Here is a 13,726-nt window from a genome sequence, read left to right as displayed (position 1 = left end):
GAACGAGGGCGGGCACGCGGCCGGAGCGGTAGCGAGGCGGAGCGCGACCAGAAGGCGGCAGCGCAGCCGAGCTGGAGCGTAGGTTGCGGGTCCGTCCGAGGAACGAGGGCGGGCACGCGGCCGGAGCGGTAGCGAGGCGGAGCGCGACCAGAAGGCGGCAGCGCAGCCGAGCTGGAGCGTAGGTTGCGGGTCCGTGCGAGGTGACGTCGCCGTGTGAAACGGCGCACAAGTAGTTACCGGCCAGTAATGGCTGGATTCGGTGCGGTCCGTACGACCCCGCAGCTCAGCGGGGCGTACGGGCCGCATCGGCGTTCTTCCGCTCGTCCGACCGGCCGCATCAACGTTTCATCAGTGTTTGACCGCCGGGTCACGCCCTGGTAACACCGATCTGTGAGCCTGGTTTCACTCACCGCCACCGCCGCTCACACCCCCCACCTCGTCTCACCCGCAATCGAGGGAGGACCCCGCATGCCGGCCGCATCGACGCACGTGCGCGTCACCGCGATCCCGTCCGTCACCGACGCCCTGAAGGCCGTGGAGGCCCTGCTCCTGGGCGCCGGCCAGCGCACCGCACGGCGCAACGCCTGGAACTCCGTCCTGGAGGACCGCCGCCGTGCCAAGGACCGGGTGGAGGCCCAGCACGTGATGGAGGTCGCGTCGGGCCGGGCTTCCCGGGCCACGTAAACTTCAGGACATGGCGAGGAAGGCAAACACGGGCAGCGCTGACGCTGCGAACCCCGGGCGACTGAAGCAGATCGCCCTCACGTACCAGATGACCCGGAAGGCGGACCCGAAGGTCGGTCTGGTCGTCGCGGGCGTGGGCATCGTCGTACTCGGTGTCCTCCTCGGGATCGGCTTCCTCATCGGACATCCGGTCTATCTGGGCATCCTGGGCTTCGTCCTGGCGCTCCTGGCGGCGGCCATCGTCTTCGGACGGCGTGCCGAGCGCGCGGCCTTCGGGCAGATGGAGGGCCAGCCGGGCGCGGCCGCGGCGGTGCTGCAGAACGTCGGGCGCGGCTGGACGACGACCCCCGCGGTCGCGATGAACCGCAGCCAGGACGTCGTGCACCGCGCGGTCGGCCGGGCGGGCATCGTCCTGGTGGCCGAGGGCAACCCGAACCGGGTGAAGACCCTGCTCGCGGCCGAGAAGAAGCGGATGAGCCGCGTCGTGGTGGACGTGCCGGTGCACGACATCATCGTCGGCGACGGCGAGGGCCAGGTGCCCCTGAAGAAGATCCGTACGACCATGCTCAAGATGCCCCGCGTGCTCACCGGCCCGCAGGTCACCGCGGCCAACGACCGGCTGCGCGCGATGGGCGACCTGATGAGCAACATGCCGCTGCCGAAGGGCCCGATGCCGAAGGGCATGCGGATGCCGCGCGGCGGAAAGATGCGCTGACACCCGACCTGACGAGAAAGGCCCCGGACCGCATGGTCCGGGGCCTTTCTCGTATCACCGGTTCAGATGCGGACCTGGACGGCGCCGGAGAGGCGGTCGTGCAGGCCGCGGCCGTCACGGTCCCAGATGAGGGCCGGGATGGCGAGGCAGACGAGCAGGGAGCGCAGCGTCACGCGGAACAGGCCGAGGCGTCCGCCGTTCGCGGAGACGACGCGCAGGCCGAAGAGCCGCTTGCCCGGGGTCGAGCCGACGGTGCCGACCGTCAGGACGCTCAGGACGAAGAGGATGACGAGGGCCCAGTTGCCGGTCGCCTGGTTGTAGCCGTCGGTGATCAAGCCGTATGCGATCAGGATGCAGAGGGCCCAGTCGACGGCGAGGGCGCCGAGGCGCCGCCCGGGGCGGGCGATCGAGCCGGGGCCTTCCTCGGGCAGCCCGAGCTGCTGACCGCGGTAGCCGAAGTCGACGCCTGCGTCCTCGGCCGCCGCGCGGGGGCCGGAGAGCCAAGATCCGAGTGCTTGCCTGTTGTCCACCCGACCACGGTACTGTGCCCGTTTTTGATCACTTCGGCCCGGGTGGGAGTACGGCTCCGGCGCGGGCGGACGCCACCCGCCCCGGTTAACTTCGACGAAACAAATGGGTCATGCTTGAGAAATCCCGTCTGCCTATGGTCGGGTCCACCGTGTGCCACCGCACTGGCCGCACGACCGAGCTGCAACCCCGCCCCTCCCCGGGCCGGGAGTAGGAGGAGTTGGATGTCCCAGAACAACGGGTTCCAGAACGCCGACGAGGTCCAGAAGTTCATCAAGGACAACGACGTCAAGATGGTCGACGTCCGGTTCTGCGACCTTCCGGGTGTGATGCAGCACTTCACGATCCCGGCGACGGCCTTCGACCCGTCGGAGGAGCTCGCCTTCGACGGCTCGTCGATCCGCGGCTTCCAGGCCATCCACGAGTCCGACATGGCGCTCCGCGCCGACCTGTCGACGGCCCGCGTGGACCCCTTCCGCCGCGACAAGACGCTGAACATCAACTTCTTCATCCACGACCCGATCACGGGCGAGCAGTACAGCCGTGACCCGCGGAACATCGCGAAGAAGGCCGAGGCGTACCTCGCGTCCACCGGCATCGCCGACACCGCCTACTTCGGCCCCGAGGCCGAGTTCTACGTCTTCGACTCGGTGCGGTTCGAGACGTCCGCGAACCAGGGCTTCTACCACATCGACTCCGAGGCCGGCGCCTGGAACACCGGTGCGGAGGAGAACAACCGCGGCTACAAGGTCCGCTACAAGGGCGGCTACTTCCCGGCCCCGCCGGTCGACCACTTCGCCGACCTGCGCTCCGAGATCTCCCTGGAGCTGGAGAACGTCGGCCTGCAGGTCGAGCGCCAGCACCACGAGGTCGGCACCGCCGGCCAGGCCGAGATCAACTACAAGTTCAACACGCTGCTCGCCGCGGCCGACGACCTGATGCTCTTCAAGTACATCGTGAAGAACGTCGCCTGGCGCAACGGCAAGACCGCGACCTTCATGCCGAAGCCGATCTTCGGCGACAACGGCTCGGGCATGCACGTCCACCAGTCGCTGTGGGCGAACGGCGACCCGCTGTTCTACGACGAGACGGGCTACGCGGGCCTCTCGGACACCGCCCGCTACTACATCGGCGGCATCCTCAAGCACGCCCCGTCGCTGCTCGCCTTCACCAACCCGACGGTGAACTCGTACCACCGCCTGGTCCCGGGCTTCGAGGCCCCGGTCAACATGGTGTACTCGCAGCGCAACCGCTCCGCCGCCATGCGCATCCCGATCACGGGCTCGAACCCGAAGGCCAAGCGCGTCGAGTTCCGCGCGCCGGACCCGTCCTCGAACCCGTACCTCGCCTTCTCGGCGCTGCTCCTCGCGGGCCTCGACGGCATCAAGAACAAGATCGAGCCGGCGGAGCCGATCGACAAGGACCTGTACGAGCTGGCTCCCGAGGAGCACGCGAACGTCCAGCAGGTCCCGACCAACCTGGAGGCCGTGCTCAACGCCCTCGAGGAGGACAACGAGTACCTCCAGGCCGGCGGCGTCTTCACCTCCGACCTGATCGAGACCTGGATCGACTACAAGCGCACCAACGAGATCGCCCCGATCCAGCTCCGCCCGCACCCGCACGAGTTCGAGCTCTACTTCGACCTCTAAATCGCGGCCGCTGCCTGACGAGGCCCGCCGTTCCCTTCCGAGGGGGCGGCGGGCCTCGCCGTTTTCCGAGCGGCGGCGGGCTTCGCCGTCCTCTCGCCAAGATCACGGCAATGCGAACAGCTGACGAACTATCGGCCATACCTACGAGTAGGGGGTTCACGCTCCGCGACTGATCGATAGCTTGTCGTCGTCGCTGCCGCCACACCCGGAGCACAGGGCTCCGCTGGGACTAGCTGGCGCGATGAGGACTGCCTACGTGACTCAGGCGGCTTTCGCCCCTGCCGAGACGCTCCGACTCCAGCCGTACACCGATCACTGCCGCGTCATCGCCGACGAGGGCGCGCACGTGGTCATCGGCGTCTCCCCGGGGAACAGTTATTTCACCGCCCAGCGGCTGCGCGAGCTGACGCGCTGGGGCTTGGACCACTTCGATCAGGTCGATCTCGTCTACACCGATCTGCATGTCGCCGACATGTACGAGGCGCTGGGGTACGGGGCCGACGAGGCGCGGCGGAAGGCCGTGAAGAACCTGCGGGGGGTGCGGGCGAAGGTCGGGGCGGCCGTGGCCGAGGCCGATCCCGCCGGGGTACGGGTACGGGCCCGCGGCATGTCGGAGTTCGGGGACGTCCCGGCCTACCGCGAGCTGCACCGCACGGTGCTCGACGCGGTCGCCGCGGACCCGGTGGTACGGGAGACCTGCGATGCGCTGACCGGGATCTTCCTGGCCGGGAAGCTGGCGCCGGGGCAGGAGACCGACGAGCGGCAGCGGGAGGTGTGCCGGGCGTACATCTGCGCCGAGGTGCCGCTGTTCCTGGACACGCCCGCGATCCTCGGGGTGCCGTCCTCGCTCAACTGCTACCACCAGGCGCTGCCGTTGGCCGATCTGCTGTACGGGCGGGGGTCCGGGCTCCGGGCCTCGCGCAACCAGGGCCACGGCATCCTCACCCCCGCCGAGACCACCCACGCAACCCCTGTCGAAGGAGCCGCGCGATGAGCGTCGCCGTCGAGACCCTGCAGGACTTCCCCTTCGACTGGGACGGGACCCGGCTGCCGGCCGAGATCGCCGGCCTGCGCGCCGAACCGGTCCGCAAGGTCCGCACGATCGCCGGGGCCGAGGCCTGGCTCGTCTCCTCGTACGCGCTGTGCAAGCAGGTCCTGGAGGACCCGAGGTTCAGCCTGAAGGACACCTCCGCGCCGGGGGCGCCACGCCAGTACGCGCTGACGATCCCGCCGCACGTGGTGAACAACATGGGCAACATCACCGGGGCCGGGCTGCGCAAGGCCGTCATGAAGGCCATCAACCCGAAGGCCCCAGGCCTGGAGGAGTGGCTGCGGGCACGGGCCGGTTCCCTGGTGGACGCCCTGGTCGCCGAAGGGGCGCCCGGGGAGCTGCGGAGCGCCTACGCCGATCCGTACTCGGCGGGGCTGCACTGCCGGATGCTGGGCATCCCGGAGGAGGACGGGCCGCGGCTGCTGCGCAGTCTGGACGTCGCCTTCATGAACGCGCCGCGCGAGATCGAGGCGGCCCGGCTCAACTGGGACCGGGACATCGCCTACATGACGGAGCGCCTGGACGATCCGGCGACGGGCGGGCTGATGGCGGAGCTCGCGGCGCTGCGCGAGGACCCCGAGTACGCCCATCTGACGGACGAGATGCTGGCGACGGTGGGCGTGACGCTGTTCGGCGCGGGCGTGATCTCCACCGCCGGGTTCCTGACGATGGCGCTGGTGTCGGTGCTGACCCGGCCGGACGTGCGCGAGGCGCTGACGGCCGGCGGCCCCGGCGGGGTCGCCGGGGCCATGGACGAGCTGCTGCGGGTGAACCTGTCGATCGGCGACGGGCTGCCGCGGCTCGCCCTGGAGGACGTGCGGCTCGGCGAAATCGAGGTGAGGGCCGGCGAGCTCGTCCTGGTGCTCGTGGAGGCCGCGAACCACGACCCGGAGCGCTTCCCGGACCCGCTGGCCTTCCGGCCGGACCGGGAGAACGCCGCGGAGCACCTCTCCTTCGGCGGCGGGCGGCACTACTGCCCGGCGACGGCGCTCGGCAAGCGGCACGCCGAGATCGCCCTGGAGACGCTCCTCGACCGGCTGCCGGGGCTGCGGCTCGCGGTGCCGGTCGAACAGCTGGTGTGGCGCACCAACTTCATGAAGCGGCTCCCCGAACGCCTGCCGGTGGCCTGGTAGCGGACGGGATCCGACGACGGCGCTGCCCGGCCCCGGCCGGGCAGCGCCCCCGCGGTGTCAGCGCCCGTAGCGGATCAGGGCCCGGACCATGCGGCAGGTGGTGTCGGAGGGCGGGTGGATGCCGATGCTCTGGGCCGTGTTCCGTATCGTCGCGTTCGTCGCCTTGGACGGGACGTAGACCCCGGCGTCGAGCAGGGCGATCGCGAGGCGCATGGCCTTCAGTCGGCGGTTGTGCGACACGTACCACTCGCGGGGGCGGCCCGCGGGGAGCGGCTTCCTCTGGAGCGGCTTCCAGGGTTCGAGGGACGGCGTCCGGATCACGGCGAGAGCCATGGGCTACCTCCTGGCGAACGGTGGGTGCGGGCCCTCCCCGGGACCCTCACCTTCACCCCCTATTTTAGAGGCCCCCACTGACAATCGCCCCTGGCCAGATGGGGTTTGGGGGGTGGTGGAGAGGGGCTTGGGGGGTGCCGGTACGGGTACCGTGGGGGCATGGAGATCTGGATCAATCCCGCCTGTTCCAAGTGCCGCAGCGCCCTCACCCTCCTCGACGCCGAGGGCGCCGACTACACCGTGCGGCGGTACCTGGAGGACGTGCCCACGCCCGAGGAGATCCGCGGTGTCCTCAAGCGGCTCGGCCTCGAGCCCTGGGACATCACGCGGACCGGTGAGGACATCGCCAAGGAGCTCGGGGTGAAGGAGTGGCCCCGGGACGAGGCGAACCGCGAGCGGTGGATCGAGGCGCTCTCCGCCCACCCCAAGCTCATCCAGCGGCCCATCATCACTGCCGAGGACGGCACGGCGGTCGTCGGCCGGAGCGAGGAGGCCGTGCGGGACGCCTTGTCCCGATGAGAGCGGGCGCCTTGTCCCGCTGAGAGCCGGCGCCCTGTCCCGCCGAGAGCGGACGCCTGCCCCCCTGAGAGCCGGCGCCCTGTCCCGCTGAGCTGCCGGCACGGACGCCACCGGCCCGCTGATCCGCCGGCCCGCTGATCCGCCGAGCCGCCGTCCCCGGCTCGCCGAGTTCAGGCCGACAGGAAGACCTTGAGCGCCGACAGTGCGGACGGCGGCAGATCCGCCGGGAGGGTGTGGTGCGTCGCCGCCGGCAGGATCTCCGTCTCGATCCCGGGGACGGTCGCACGGGCCCGCTCCGCGACCAGGGCCGCGTCGTGGACGCGGCTCCCCCCGGCGACGAGCAGCAGCGTCGGCGGCCGCAGGGCGGCCAGTTCGGCGCGGTTTGGGCGGGGCCCGGTGACCGGCCGCAGCCGGGGCAGCTCCGCCGCCAGGGCGTCCAGGCGCCGCACCGCCGGGTCCCGCTCCGCCCCGCCGGTCTCCCAGGCCAGGAAGGCGTCCGTCCGCGCGGCCGTCGGGCGCAGCAGCATCGGCAGCGCGCGCAGGAGGTAGCCGGGCCGGAAGACGGCGAAGCAGCCGGTCGGGTCCAGGAGGGCGAGACGGCGGGTCCGGTCGGGTGCCGCCAGGGCGTACCGGAGCGCGATCCACCCGCCGTACGAGTGGCCGCAGAACGACGCCGACACCAGCCCCAGGCCGTCGAGCACCGCGTCGAGCGAGGCCGTGAGGTCGGCGGCGGTACGGATCGGGCGGCCGTCCGCCCGGCTGCGGCCCGGCCCGCCGACGAGGTCCACGGCGTGGACCCGGTGCGTCGCGCCGAGCGCGGCGGCCGTCGTCCGCCAGGAGCAGGCGGTGCCCCCGCCGCCGGGCAGCAGGAGGACCGGCGGACCGTCCTCGGGGCCGTGGTGGAGGACGTGGGTGGTGCCGTGGGGCGTGCGGAGTTCCGAGGTGGTGGTGGGGTCGGGCCACCCGGCGAGGAGTGCTTCGTAGGCCGTGCCGTAGGCGTCGGCCGGGGTCTGCGCGGCGCGGGACATGACACCCGTCCTCTCGTTCGGCGATAATCTCGCTCAGCGAGATAATAGGAGGGTGTCGTGGCCGAGTCACCGGAGATGCAGATCTTTCATCTGCTGCGCGAGGTCACCGTCGAATACGGCCTGCGCCAGAACGAGTTCGCCGCCCGCAACGGCATGCACCCCACGGACGTACGGGCCCTGATCTGCCTGCTCGACGCCGAGCGCGCCGGCACGGACGCCACCGCCGGATGGCTCGGCGAGCGCCTCGGACTCAACTCGGCCGGCACGACCGCCGTCGTCGACCGGCTCGAACGGCTCGGCCACGTGGCCCGGACGCGCGACGCCCGTGACCGGCGCCGCGTCCTGCTGACCGTGGAGGACCGGGCCAAGGAGCTGGGCCGCGCGCACTTCGGACCGCTCATCGACGGAACGGTCGCGCTCCTCGGCGGCTTCACGAAGGACGAGACCGGGGCCGTGCGCCGGTTCCTGACCGGGGTGCGGGACCTCATGGACGGCGGCGAGGGACGGTGAGCCGGACCGGCCCGCTCGGGAACGATCTGCATCTGGACCTCGGCGCCGGCGGGAGCCGCAGGGCCGCGCTCATCCGGGCCCTGCGCGAGGCCGTGCGCGAGGGACGGCTCGCCCCCGGCACCCTGCTGCCGCCCTACCGCTCGCTCGCCGCCGACCTCGGGATCGCCCGCAACACCGTCGCCGACGCGTACGCCGAGCTGGTGGCCGAAGGCTGGCTCACCTCCCGCCAGGGCTCCGGCACCCGCGTCGCCGACCGGGTCGCCGCGCCCGCCCCCGGCCCCGTACGCGCGGCGGCGCCGCCACCGCTCCCGTACGACCTCGTCCAGGGCAAGCCCGACCCCGGCGCCTTCCCGCGCGGCCCCTGGCTCGCGGCGGCCCGGCGGGCCCTGACCGACGCCCCGCACGAGGCCTTCGGGACCCGCGACCCGCACGGCCGGACCGAACTGCGCCGGGCGCTCACCGAGTACCTCGCCCGGGTCAGGGGCGTACGCACGAGCCCCGAGCGGATCGTCGTCTGCTCCGGCGCCGCGCACGCCCTGCGGCTGCTCGCCCGCGTGCTCGGGACGGAACGCCCCTGGGCCGTCGAGGCGTACGGCCTCCCCTTCCACCGGGGCCTGCTCGGCGAGGCCGGCGTCCGTACCGTGCCCGTCGCGGTCGACGGGGACGGGGCCCGCACCGGGGAGATCCCGCCCGGGGCCGGAGCCGTACTGCTCACCCCCGCCCACCAGTTCCCCACCGGCGGACCGCTGCACCCCGAGCGGCGCGCCGCCGTCCTGGAGTGGGCACGGCGCTCCGGCGGGCTCGTGGTGGAGGACGACTACGACGGGGAGTTCCGCTACGACCGGCGGCCCGTCGGCGCCGTCCAGGGCCTCGATCCCGAACGGACCGTGCTCCTCGGCTCCGTCAGCAAGAGCCTCTCCCCCGCGCTGCGGCTCGGCTGGATGTGCCTGCCGGCGGCGCTCGTGGACGCCGTCGTCGCCGCGAAGGGCGAACGCGAGCCGTACGCCTCCGCCCTGGACCAGCTCACCCTCGCCGACTTCCTCGGCTCCGGCGCGTACGACCGGCACGTCCGGGCCATGCGCCGCCGCCACCGGGAGCGGCGCGACCGGCTGGCCGCCGTGCTCGCCGAACGGGTGCCGGACGTACGGGTGACGGGCATCGCCGCCGGGCTGCACGCCGTCGTCGAGCTCCCCCCGGGCACGGAGCGGGCGGCGCTCGCCGCGGCCGCCCGGCACGGGGTCGCCACGGAGGGGCTCTCCTCCTACCGCCACCCCGACGCCCACGGCCCCGCCCGCCCGGACGGCCTGGTCGTCGGCTACGCGACGCCGCCCGAGCGGCTGTACGGGGCCGCCCTCGACGCCCTGTGCGAGGCCCTCGCGGAGGCCCTCAGCAGCCGTCGACCAGCTTCTTCGTCATGACCAGTTCGTGACTCGTGCCGCCGTCCGCCGCGTATCCGAGGCGTTCGTACAGTGCGATGGCCGGGGCGTTGGCCGGGAGGACGGAGAGCCGGAGGACGCCCGCTCCGGTGCCGTGCGCCCAGGTCTCGACGGACGCGATCAGGCGGGCGGCGAGACCGTGGCCCCTGGCCTCCCGCGCGACCCAGACCGACCGCAGCTCCGGTACGGCGTCCGGCGCGAGGAGACCGGCCGCCATCCCGACGGGCCGGGCGTCACGGACCGCCAGGACGCCGTACGTGGCCGGGTCGTCGAACCGGGCCCGCCACTGCTCCTCACCACCGCGGTCCCAGTCGGCGAGCCGCGCCTTGAACGCCTCGGGCGAGGTGGTGAGCGAGGCGATCCGGGCGGCGCGCCAGAGGGGCCAGTCGGCGGGGGTGACGGCGCGGAGGTCCGGCCGGCCGGCGTCGTCAGCCACGGGCCGCACGATGCCTCACCCCCGCCCCCGCCTCCGCCTCCGCCTCCGTGAGGATCTCCGTGAGGCGCAGGCCGAAGCGGGCGTCGCAGGCGTGGGGTTCGCCGGTGCGGGCCGCGGTGACCAGCGCGTCGACGGCGGCGGCGAAGGCGCCCACCGCGCCGTTCCAGCGGGGCAGTTCGGCCCGGCCCCCCGTGCCGTACAGCGTGAGCGCCGCCTCCGCCGCCTCCGGGGGCGCGCTCAGCGTGAGCGTGGCCGTGCTGCTCGCACCCGAGGCGTGGCGCAGCACCAGGTGGTGGGTGTCGCCGGGGCCCGGGGCGGCGGTGATGCCGGTGACGTCGCCGAGGACCGGCAGGAAGACGGAGAGGACGTGCGGGCCGACGTCCCACAGGCCGCCCTTCTCCCGCCGCCAGGGCGAGGCCGCGTACGCGCTGGTGGAGCCGGGGCCGTACAGCGAGCCCAGCCAGTGGGCCTCGCCGAGGAACCAGCCGCCCGCCGCCGCCTGCTCGTCGACCCAGCGGGCCGTCGGCTCCGCGAACCGGAGGGTGCAGAAGACCACCGAGGCGACACCGGCCGCCTCGACCGCCTCGGTCACCTCACGGGCGAGCGCGACGGTCGTGGCGACGGGCTTGTCGAGCAGGACGTGACAGCCGGCGGCCGCCGCCCGGACGGCGAGCGGGGCCTGGACGTCGGGCGGAAGGGCCAGGGCGACGGCGTCGCTCGCCTCGAAGAGGGCGTCCACGTCCTCGTACGCGCGCGTGCCGGACGCGGCGGCGAGCTCGGCAGCCGCCTCGGGGCGTCTGCCCCACACCCCGCCGAACTCGACGCCCGGATGCCCGGCGAGGGCAGGCGCGTGCGTACGGGCGGCCCAGGGGCCGGTGCCGAGGAGTCCGATACGGGGCTTGACGCCCATCTGCTTCGCCATGCCCCCAGTCTGCCGGGCGCCTGCGACAACCGGCCTCCGCGGCCCCGTAATCCGCTGGCGGCCCTCCCCCGGCCCGGTGTTAGCGTTCCTGGGCCGGCCGCGGGACTCCGGTGCGACTTCCGGAACCTGCCTATGAAGCAACGTCTTCGCTGTTCGCGCCCCCATTCCCCGGCCGGCACCTCTGTGAGGAAAGGGACGGGAGGGGAAGACACCGTGTCCGAGCTCGTCGCCGCCGAGGACGTACTCCTCTTCGTCAACGCCGCCGTGACCGCCACGGGGCAGCGCGAGTTCCGCTCCTCGGCCGCCGAGCAGCGCTTCTCGCTCGCCTTCCTCCACGAGTACGTACGGGTCAACTACCGGCCCGTGTACGCCGCCGCCCTCGCGCTCGACATCAACGACCACAACGCCGCGCTCGTCATCGAGCACCTGCTCCGCACCCCGGGCGACGCGGAGCCGGGCGAGGGCCGGCTGATCGCCGCGCGCCTCGCGCTGCTGCCGCCGCAGCGCGTCTACCGGCTCTTCGGCGCGCTGCGCTCCGCCGGGGTCAACAACCGCCGCACGCGCGCGATCGTGCGCGGGTGGCTCGCGGCCCGCCCCGACCCCGCCCTCGACGCCGTGAAGTACCGGACCGGCCTCAAGACCGCCCTCCGGCACGTCCACGGTCGGCCGTCCGACCCCGAGACCGGCGACTTCCTCTTCGCGCCGGGCCGCCGGGTCCGGTACGAGAACGCCACGCTCGACGCGCACCGCCGGGCCCACTACGAGCAGGGCGCGCTGTACGAGCTGCCGTTCACGGTCGCGGAGGGCTTCGCCGCGAAGCACGGGATACCCCGCGAGGTGTTCCTGGAGCGGATCGCGCCCCGGATGACCCGGCTCGAACGGCTCCGTACGGACCGGGCCGCCGATCTGTCGGTCATGCCGCTCACCCGGCTCGCCCTCTACGTCCTCGCGCTCCCCTTCGCCGAGCGGGCGGAGCGACGGACCGAGCTGACGGGTGCGCTGCGCGCGGCGGCCCGGCGCGCGGCGGGGCCGTACGCCGGGAGCTGGGGGCGGGTGGCGGCCGTCCTCGACGACAGCTTCTCCTCCTCGGGTTCGGCGGTGAAGCGGCGCCGTCCGCTGGCCGTGGCCCTCGGCTGCCACTTCCTCCTGGAGGCCCTCGCGTCCCCGGGGTCGTACACACCGCTGTGGACGTCGGGCCGCGACGATCCCCTGCTCGTCCACCCCTACGGGCCGACCCCGCTCGGCCTGCGCATCCTGGACGCCCTGGAGACCGGTCCGGAGCGTCTGGTCATCGTCTCCGACGGCTGGGACAACGCGCCTCCGGGGCTCGCGGGCGAGGTGCTGCGGGTGTGGCGCACGCGGCTCGACGCGGAACGGCGGACGAGCGTCGTCCACCTGAACCCCGTATACGACGCGGAGGGCTTCGACGTGCGCCGACTGGCACCGAGCGTGCCGGTCGCGGGGATCCGGGACGCGGAGGACCTCGCGGCCCTGGTGGAGATCGCGCAGTTCGCGGAGGGGCGGACGGGCTTCGCCGAGCTGCGGGCCTATCTGGACCGGCGGGTGGAGGGATTCCTGCAGGCGTACCCGAAGGGGGCGGAAGGGTGACCCGGATCGACCTGACCGGTCTCGGCGTGCGGCCCGCGCAGGTGTGGGGCGGGGTACGGCTCGTGCCGCTCGTGCGGGACGAGCCGGTGCCGGGGCTGCGGCTGCACCGGGAGGTGTACGGGGGGTGGGGCGCGGACTCCGTCGAGCTCGGTGACCGGACGACGTACACCTCGTACATCCCGCACGGCTTCGTCGCGGACTGGACGCGGACGGGGGCGGAGGCCGCCGCGTACGGGACGCGGCTCGGCGCCGAAGGGGAGCCGGCGACGGTGCCCGTGCGCCGGCTCCGCCGGATGGCCAAGCGCCGGGGCCGGGAGGACCGGCTGCGGTTCCTGCCCCTGCACCTCGCCCTGGAGGGCTACCTCGCGCTGCACTTCGGCGGTCCGTCCGTGGTCTGGGACGACTGGTCCCGGGAGGCGCTGCGACGCGGTCTCTCCCCGCGCGCGGAGGCGGCGTACGCGGGGTGGGCGGTGCCGGGGCTCGCGGAGGCGCTGCGGATCTTCGAGCTCCACCCGGGCCAGTGCGGGCTGCTCCTGTACGTCGCCGACGCGCTGGCCGCGGCCTTCGTGGTACCGCATCCGGACGACTACCGGCTGCTGCACCCGACGCTGGTGGAGGACCTGTACGGGGAGCTGGTCCACCAGTACGCGCACTACGGCGCCCCCGTGCCCGAGTTCACGGCGCGGATCCGCGACGGCGCGGGCGGCATCCGGGGTCTCGCCGACCTGCGGGCGGCGGCCCTGGGGCAGGAGCGGGCCTGGGCGGCGGCGCACGACGGGCTGATGGCGCGGGACCTCCTGGAGACCTCGTACTCCTTCGAGCGGGTCCGGCACCTGGGGGACTTCGGTCTCCACCGGTTCCTGCCGCCGTTCGAACGGGGCGGCCGCGAGCAGCACATCGGCGAGGTGATCACCGACCGGAAGGGGCGGGCGGCGTATCTGAAGACCTTCCGGCTCTCCGAGAACCAGATCCGGAAGGGCTACCTCCTGAACCGGCTCGCGGACTGCGACTGGCACCTCGGGCGGACGGCGGAGGCGCTGGGGTCCTCGTACGCCGAGGTGGTCCGGCGGGTGCGGGGCGCGGGCCTCGGTCCGCTCCTCGACGCGCACGTCGTCGCACGGCGGCTGCGGGAAGAACAGGAAGGCTGAGTAACACGGGGTTCACAAACGGGCAA

Annotated in this window: 15 protein-coding genes; 10 read left to right on the top strand and 5 right to left on the bottom strand. The window is 73.2% G+C overall.

The window, feature by feature from the left end; translation table 11 throughout:
* Positions 1-468: 468 nt before the first annotated feature.
* Positions 469-684 (top strand): SCO2195 family GlnR-regulated protein, encoded by a 216-nt coding sequence (locus tag ABT041_RS19995; protein WP_041128875.1) that lies wholly within the window; start codon positions 469-471, stop codon positions 682-684.
* A gap of 10 nt (positions 685-694) precedes the next feature.
* Positions 695-1,399: a DUF4191 domain-containing protein gene (locus ABT041_RS19990; RefSeq protein ID WP_351186168.1), complete on the top strand. Its 705-nt coding sequence runs from the start codon at positions 695-697 to the stop codon at positions 1,397-1,399.
* A 62-nt stretch (positions 1,400-1,461) separates the two neighbouring features.
* On the opposite strand, the gene ABT041_RS19985 is transcribed toward ABT041_RS19990, so the two are convergent.
* Positions 1,462-1,929 carry an RDD family protein gene (locus tag ABT041_RS19985; RefSeq protein WP_351186166.1) on the bottom strand — a complete coding sequence of 156 codons (468 nt, stop codon included), beginning with the start codon at positions 1,927-1,929 and terminating at the stop codon, positions 1,462-1,464.
* A 222-nt stretch (positions 1,930-2,151) separates the two neighbouring features.
* Here ABT041_RS19985 and glnA point away from each other — a divergent pair, with 222 nt between their 5' ends.
* From glnA to ABT041_RS19970, 3 genes are all read left to right on the top strand, one after another.
* Positions 2,152-3,576: a type I glutamate--ammonia ligase gene (glnA, locus tag ABT041_RS19980; protein ID WP_351186164.1), complete on the top strand. Its 1,425-nt coding sequence runs from the start codon at positions 2,152-2,154 to the stop codon at positions 3,574-3,576.
* Between the two features lie 256 nt (positions 3,577-3,832).
* Entirely contained in the window at positions 3,833-4,570 is a 738-nt protein-coding gene (locus tag ABT041_RS19975) for a cyclodityrosine synthase (RefSeq protein WP_351186162.1), read from the top strand.
* On the top strand, positions 4,567-5,760 hold the full coding sequence (locus ABT041_RS19970; RefSeq protein WP_351186160.1) for a cytochrome P450: 1,194 nt from the start codon (positions 4,567-4,569) through the stop codon (positions 5,758-5,760). The genes ABT041_RS19975 and ABT041_RS19970 overlap by 4 nt, the downstream gene beginning before the upstream one ends.
* A 57-nt stretch (positions 5,761-5,817) precedes the next feature.
* On the opposite strand, the gene ABT041_RS19965 is transcribed toward ABT041_RS19970, so the two are convergent.
* Complete coding sequence (locus tag ABT041_RS19965) at positions 5,818-6,093, bottom strand: hypothetical protein (protein WP_351186158.1); 276 nt, start codon at positions 6,091-6,093, stop codon at positions 5,818-5,820.
* Positions 6,094-6,252: 159 nt separating this feature from the next.
* On the opposite strand from ABT041_RS19965, the gene ABT041_RS19960 reads away from it, so the two are divergent.
* Positions 6,253-6,612: an arsenate reductase family protein gene (locus ABT041_RS19960; RefSeq protein WP_351186156.1), complete on the top strand. Its 360-nt coding sequence runs from the start codon at positions 6,253-6,255 to the stop codon at positions 6,610-6,612.
* A gap of 170 nt (positions 6,613-6,782) precedes the next feature.
* Here ABT041_RS19960 and ABT041_RS19955 read toward each other — a convergent pair whose 3' ends face one another.
* Positions 6,783-7,640, bottom strand: coding sequence for an alpha/beta fold hydrolase (locus ABT041_RS19955; protein WP_351186154.1), 858 nt, complete (start codon positions 7,638-7,640; stop codon positions 6,783-6,785).
* Between the two features lie 75 nt (positions 7,641-7,715).
* Here ABT041_RS19955 and ABT041_RS19950 point away from each other — a divergent pair, with 75 nt between their 5' ends.
* The gene (locus tag ABT041_RS19950) at positions 7,716-8,150 is read left to right on the top strand and encodes a MarR family transcriptional regulator (protein WP_351186243.1); all 435 of its coding nucleotides are present in this window, start codon (positions 7,716-7,718) and stop codon (positions 8,148-8,150) included.
* The gene (gene pdxR / locus ABT041_RS19945; RefSeq protein WP_351186152.1) at positions 8,147-9,568 is read left to right on the top strand and encodes a MocR-like pyridoxine biosynthesis transcription factor PdxR; all 1,422 of its coding nucleotides are present in this window, start codon (positions 8,147-8,149) and stop codon (positions 9,566-9,568) included. The genes ABT041_RS19950 and pdxR overlap by 4 nt, the downstream gene beginning before the upstream one ends.
* On the opposite strand, the gene ABT041_RS19940 is transcribed toward pdxR, so the two are convergent.
* Both ABT041_RS19940 and ABT041_RS19935 read right to left on the bottom strand, forming a co-directional pair.
* Positions 9,537-10,022: a GNAT family N-acetyltransferase gene (locus ABT041_RS19940; protein WP_351186150.1), complete on the bottom strand. Its 486-nt coding sequence runs from the start codon at positions 10,020-10,022 to the stop codon at positions 9,537-9,539. The genes pdxR and ABT041_RS19940 overlap by 32 nt on opposite strands.
* A complete protein-coding gene (locus ABT041_RS19935; RefSeq protein WP_351186148.1) occupies positions 10,015-10,944 on the bottom strand; it encodes a Gfo/Idh/MocA family protein in 930 nt (309 codons plus the stop codon). The genes ABT041_RS19940 and ABT041_RS19935 overlap by 8 nt, the downstream gene beginning before the upstream one ends.
* A 132-nt stretch (positions 10,945-11,076) precedes the next feature.
* Between ABT041_RS19935 and ABT041_RS19930 the strand changes: the two genes are divergently transcribed.
* Positions 11,077-12,552, top strand: a complete 1,476-nt coding sequence (locus ABT041_RS19930) for a hypothetical protein (RefSeq protein ID WP_502976536.1) — start codon at positions 11,077-11,079, stop codon at positions 12,550-12,552.
* Positions 12,549-13,700, top strand: coding sequence for an ARPP-2 domain-containing protein (locus tag ABT041_RS19925; RefSeq protein ID WP_351186146.1), 1,152 nt, complete (start codon positions 12,549-12,551; stop codon positions 13,698-13,700). Before ABT041_RS19930 ends, ABT041_RS19925 begins: the two co-directional genes overlap by 4 nt.
* Positions 13,701-13,726 lie beyond the last annotated feature (26 nt).

The organism is Streptomyces sp. NPDC002825, assembly GCF_040295385.1.
In the GTDB taxonomy this organism is placed as follows: domain Bacteria; phylum Actinomycetota; class Actinomycetes; order Streptomycetales; family Streptomycetaceae; genus Streptomyces.
The sequence above is the reverse complement of the archived record's forward strand: the minus strand, read 5'-3'. Positions and strand labels throughout refer to the sequence as shown.

What these genes read in the sequence shown, in the direction of transcription:
- ABT041_RS19995 (WP_041128875.1), top strand. Translation starts at nt 469, where the DNA reads ATGCCGGCCGCATCGACGCACGTGCGCGTCACCGCGATCCCGTCCGTC.
- ABT041_RS19990 (WP_351186168.1), top strand. Translation starts at nt 695, where the DNA reads ATGGCGAGGAAGGCAAACACGGGCAGCGCTGACGCTGCGAACCCCGGG.
- glnA (WP_351186164.1), top strand. Translation starts at nt 2,152, where the DNA reads ATGTCCCAGAACAACGGGTTCCAGAACGCCGACGAGGTCCAGAAGTTC.
- ABT041_RS19970 (WP_351186160.1), top strand. Translation starts at nt 4,567, where the DNA reads ATGAGCGTCGCCGTCGAGACCCTGCAGGACTTCCCCTTCGACTGGGAC.
- ABT041_RS19965 (WP_351186158.1), bottom strand. Translation starts at nt 6,093, where the DNA reads ATGGCTCTCGCCGTGATCCGGACGCCGTCCCTCGAACCCTGGAAGCCG.
- ABT041_RS19960 (WP_351186156.1), top strand. Translation starts at nt 6,253, where the DNA reads ATGGAGATCTGGATCAATCCCGCCTGTTCCAAGTGCCGCAGCGCCCTC.
- ABT041_RS19955 (WP_351186154.1), bottom strand. Translation starts at nt 7,640, where the DNA reads ATGTCCCGCGCCGCGCAGACCCCGGCCGACGCCTACGGCACGGCCTAC.
- ABT041_RS19950 (WP_351186243.1), top strand. Translation starts at nt 7,716, where the DNA reads ATGCAGATCTTTCATCTGCTGCGCGAGGTCACCGTCGAATACGGCCTG.
- ABT041_RS19935 (WP_351186148.1), bottom strand. Translation starts at nt 10,944, where the DNA reads ATGGCGAAGCAGATGGGCGTCAAGCCCCGTATCGGACTCCTCGGCACC.
- ABT041_RS19930 (WP_502976536.1), top strand. Translation starts at nt 11,077, where the DNA reads ATGAAGCAACGTCTTCGCTGTTCGCGCCCCCATTCCCCGGCCGGCACC.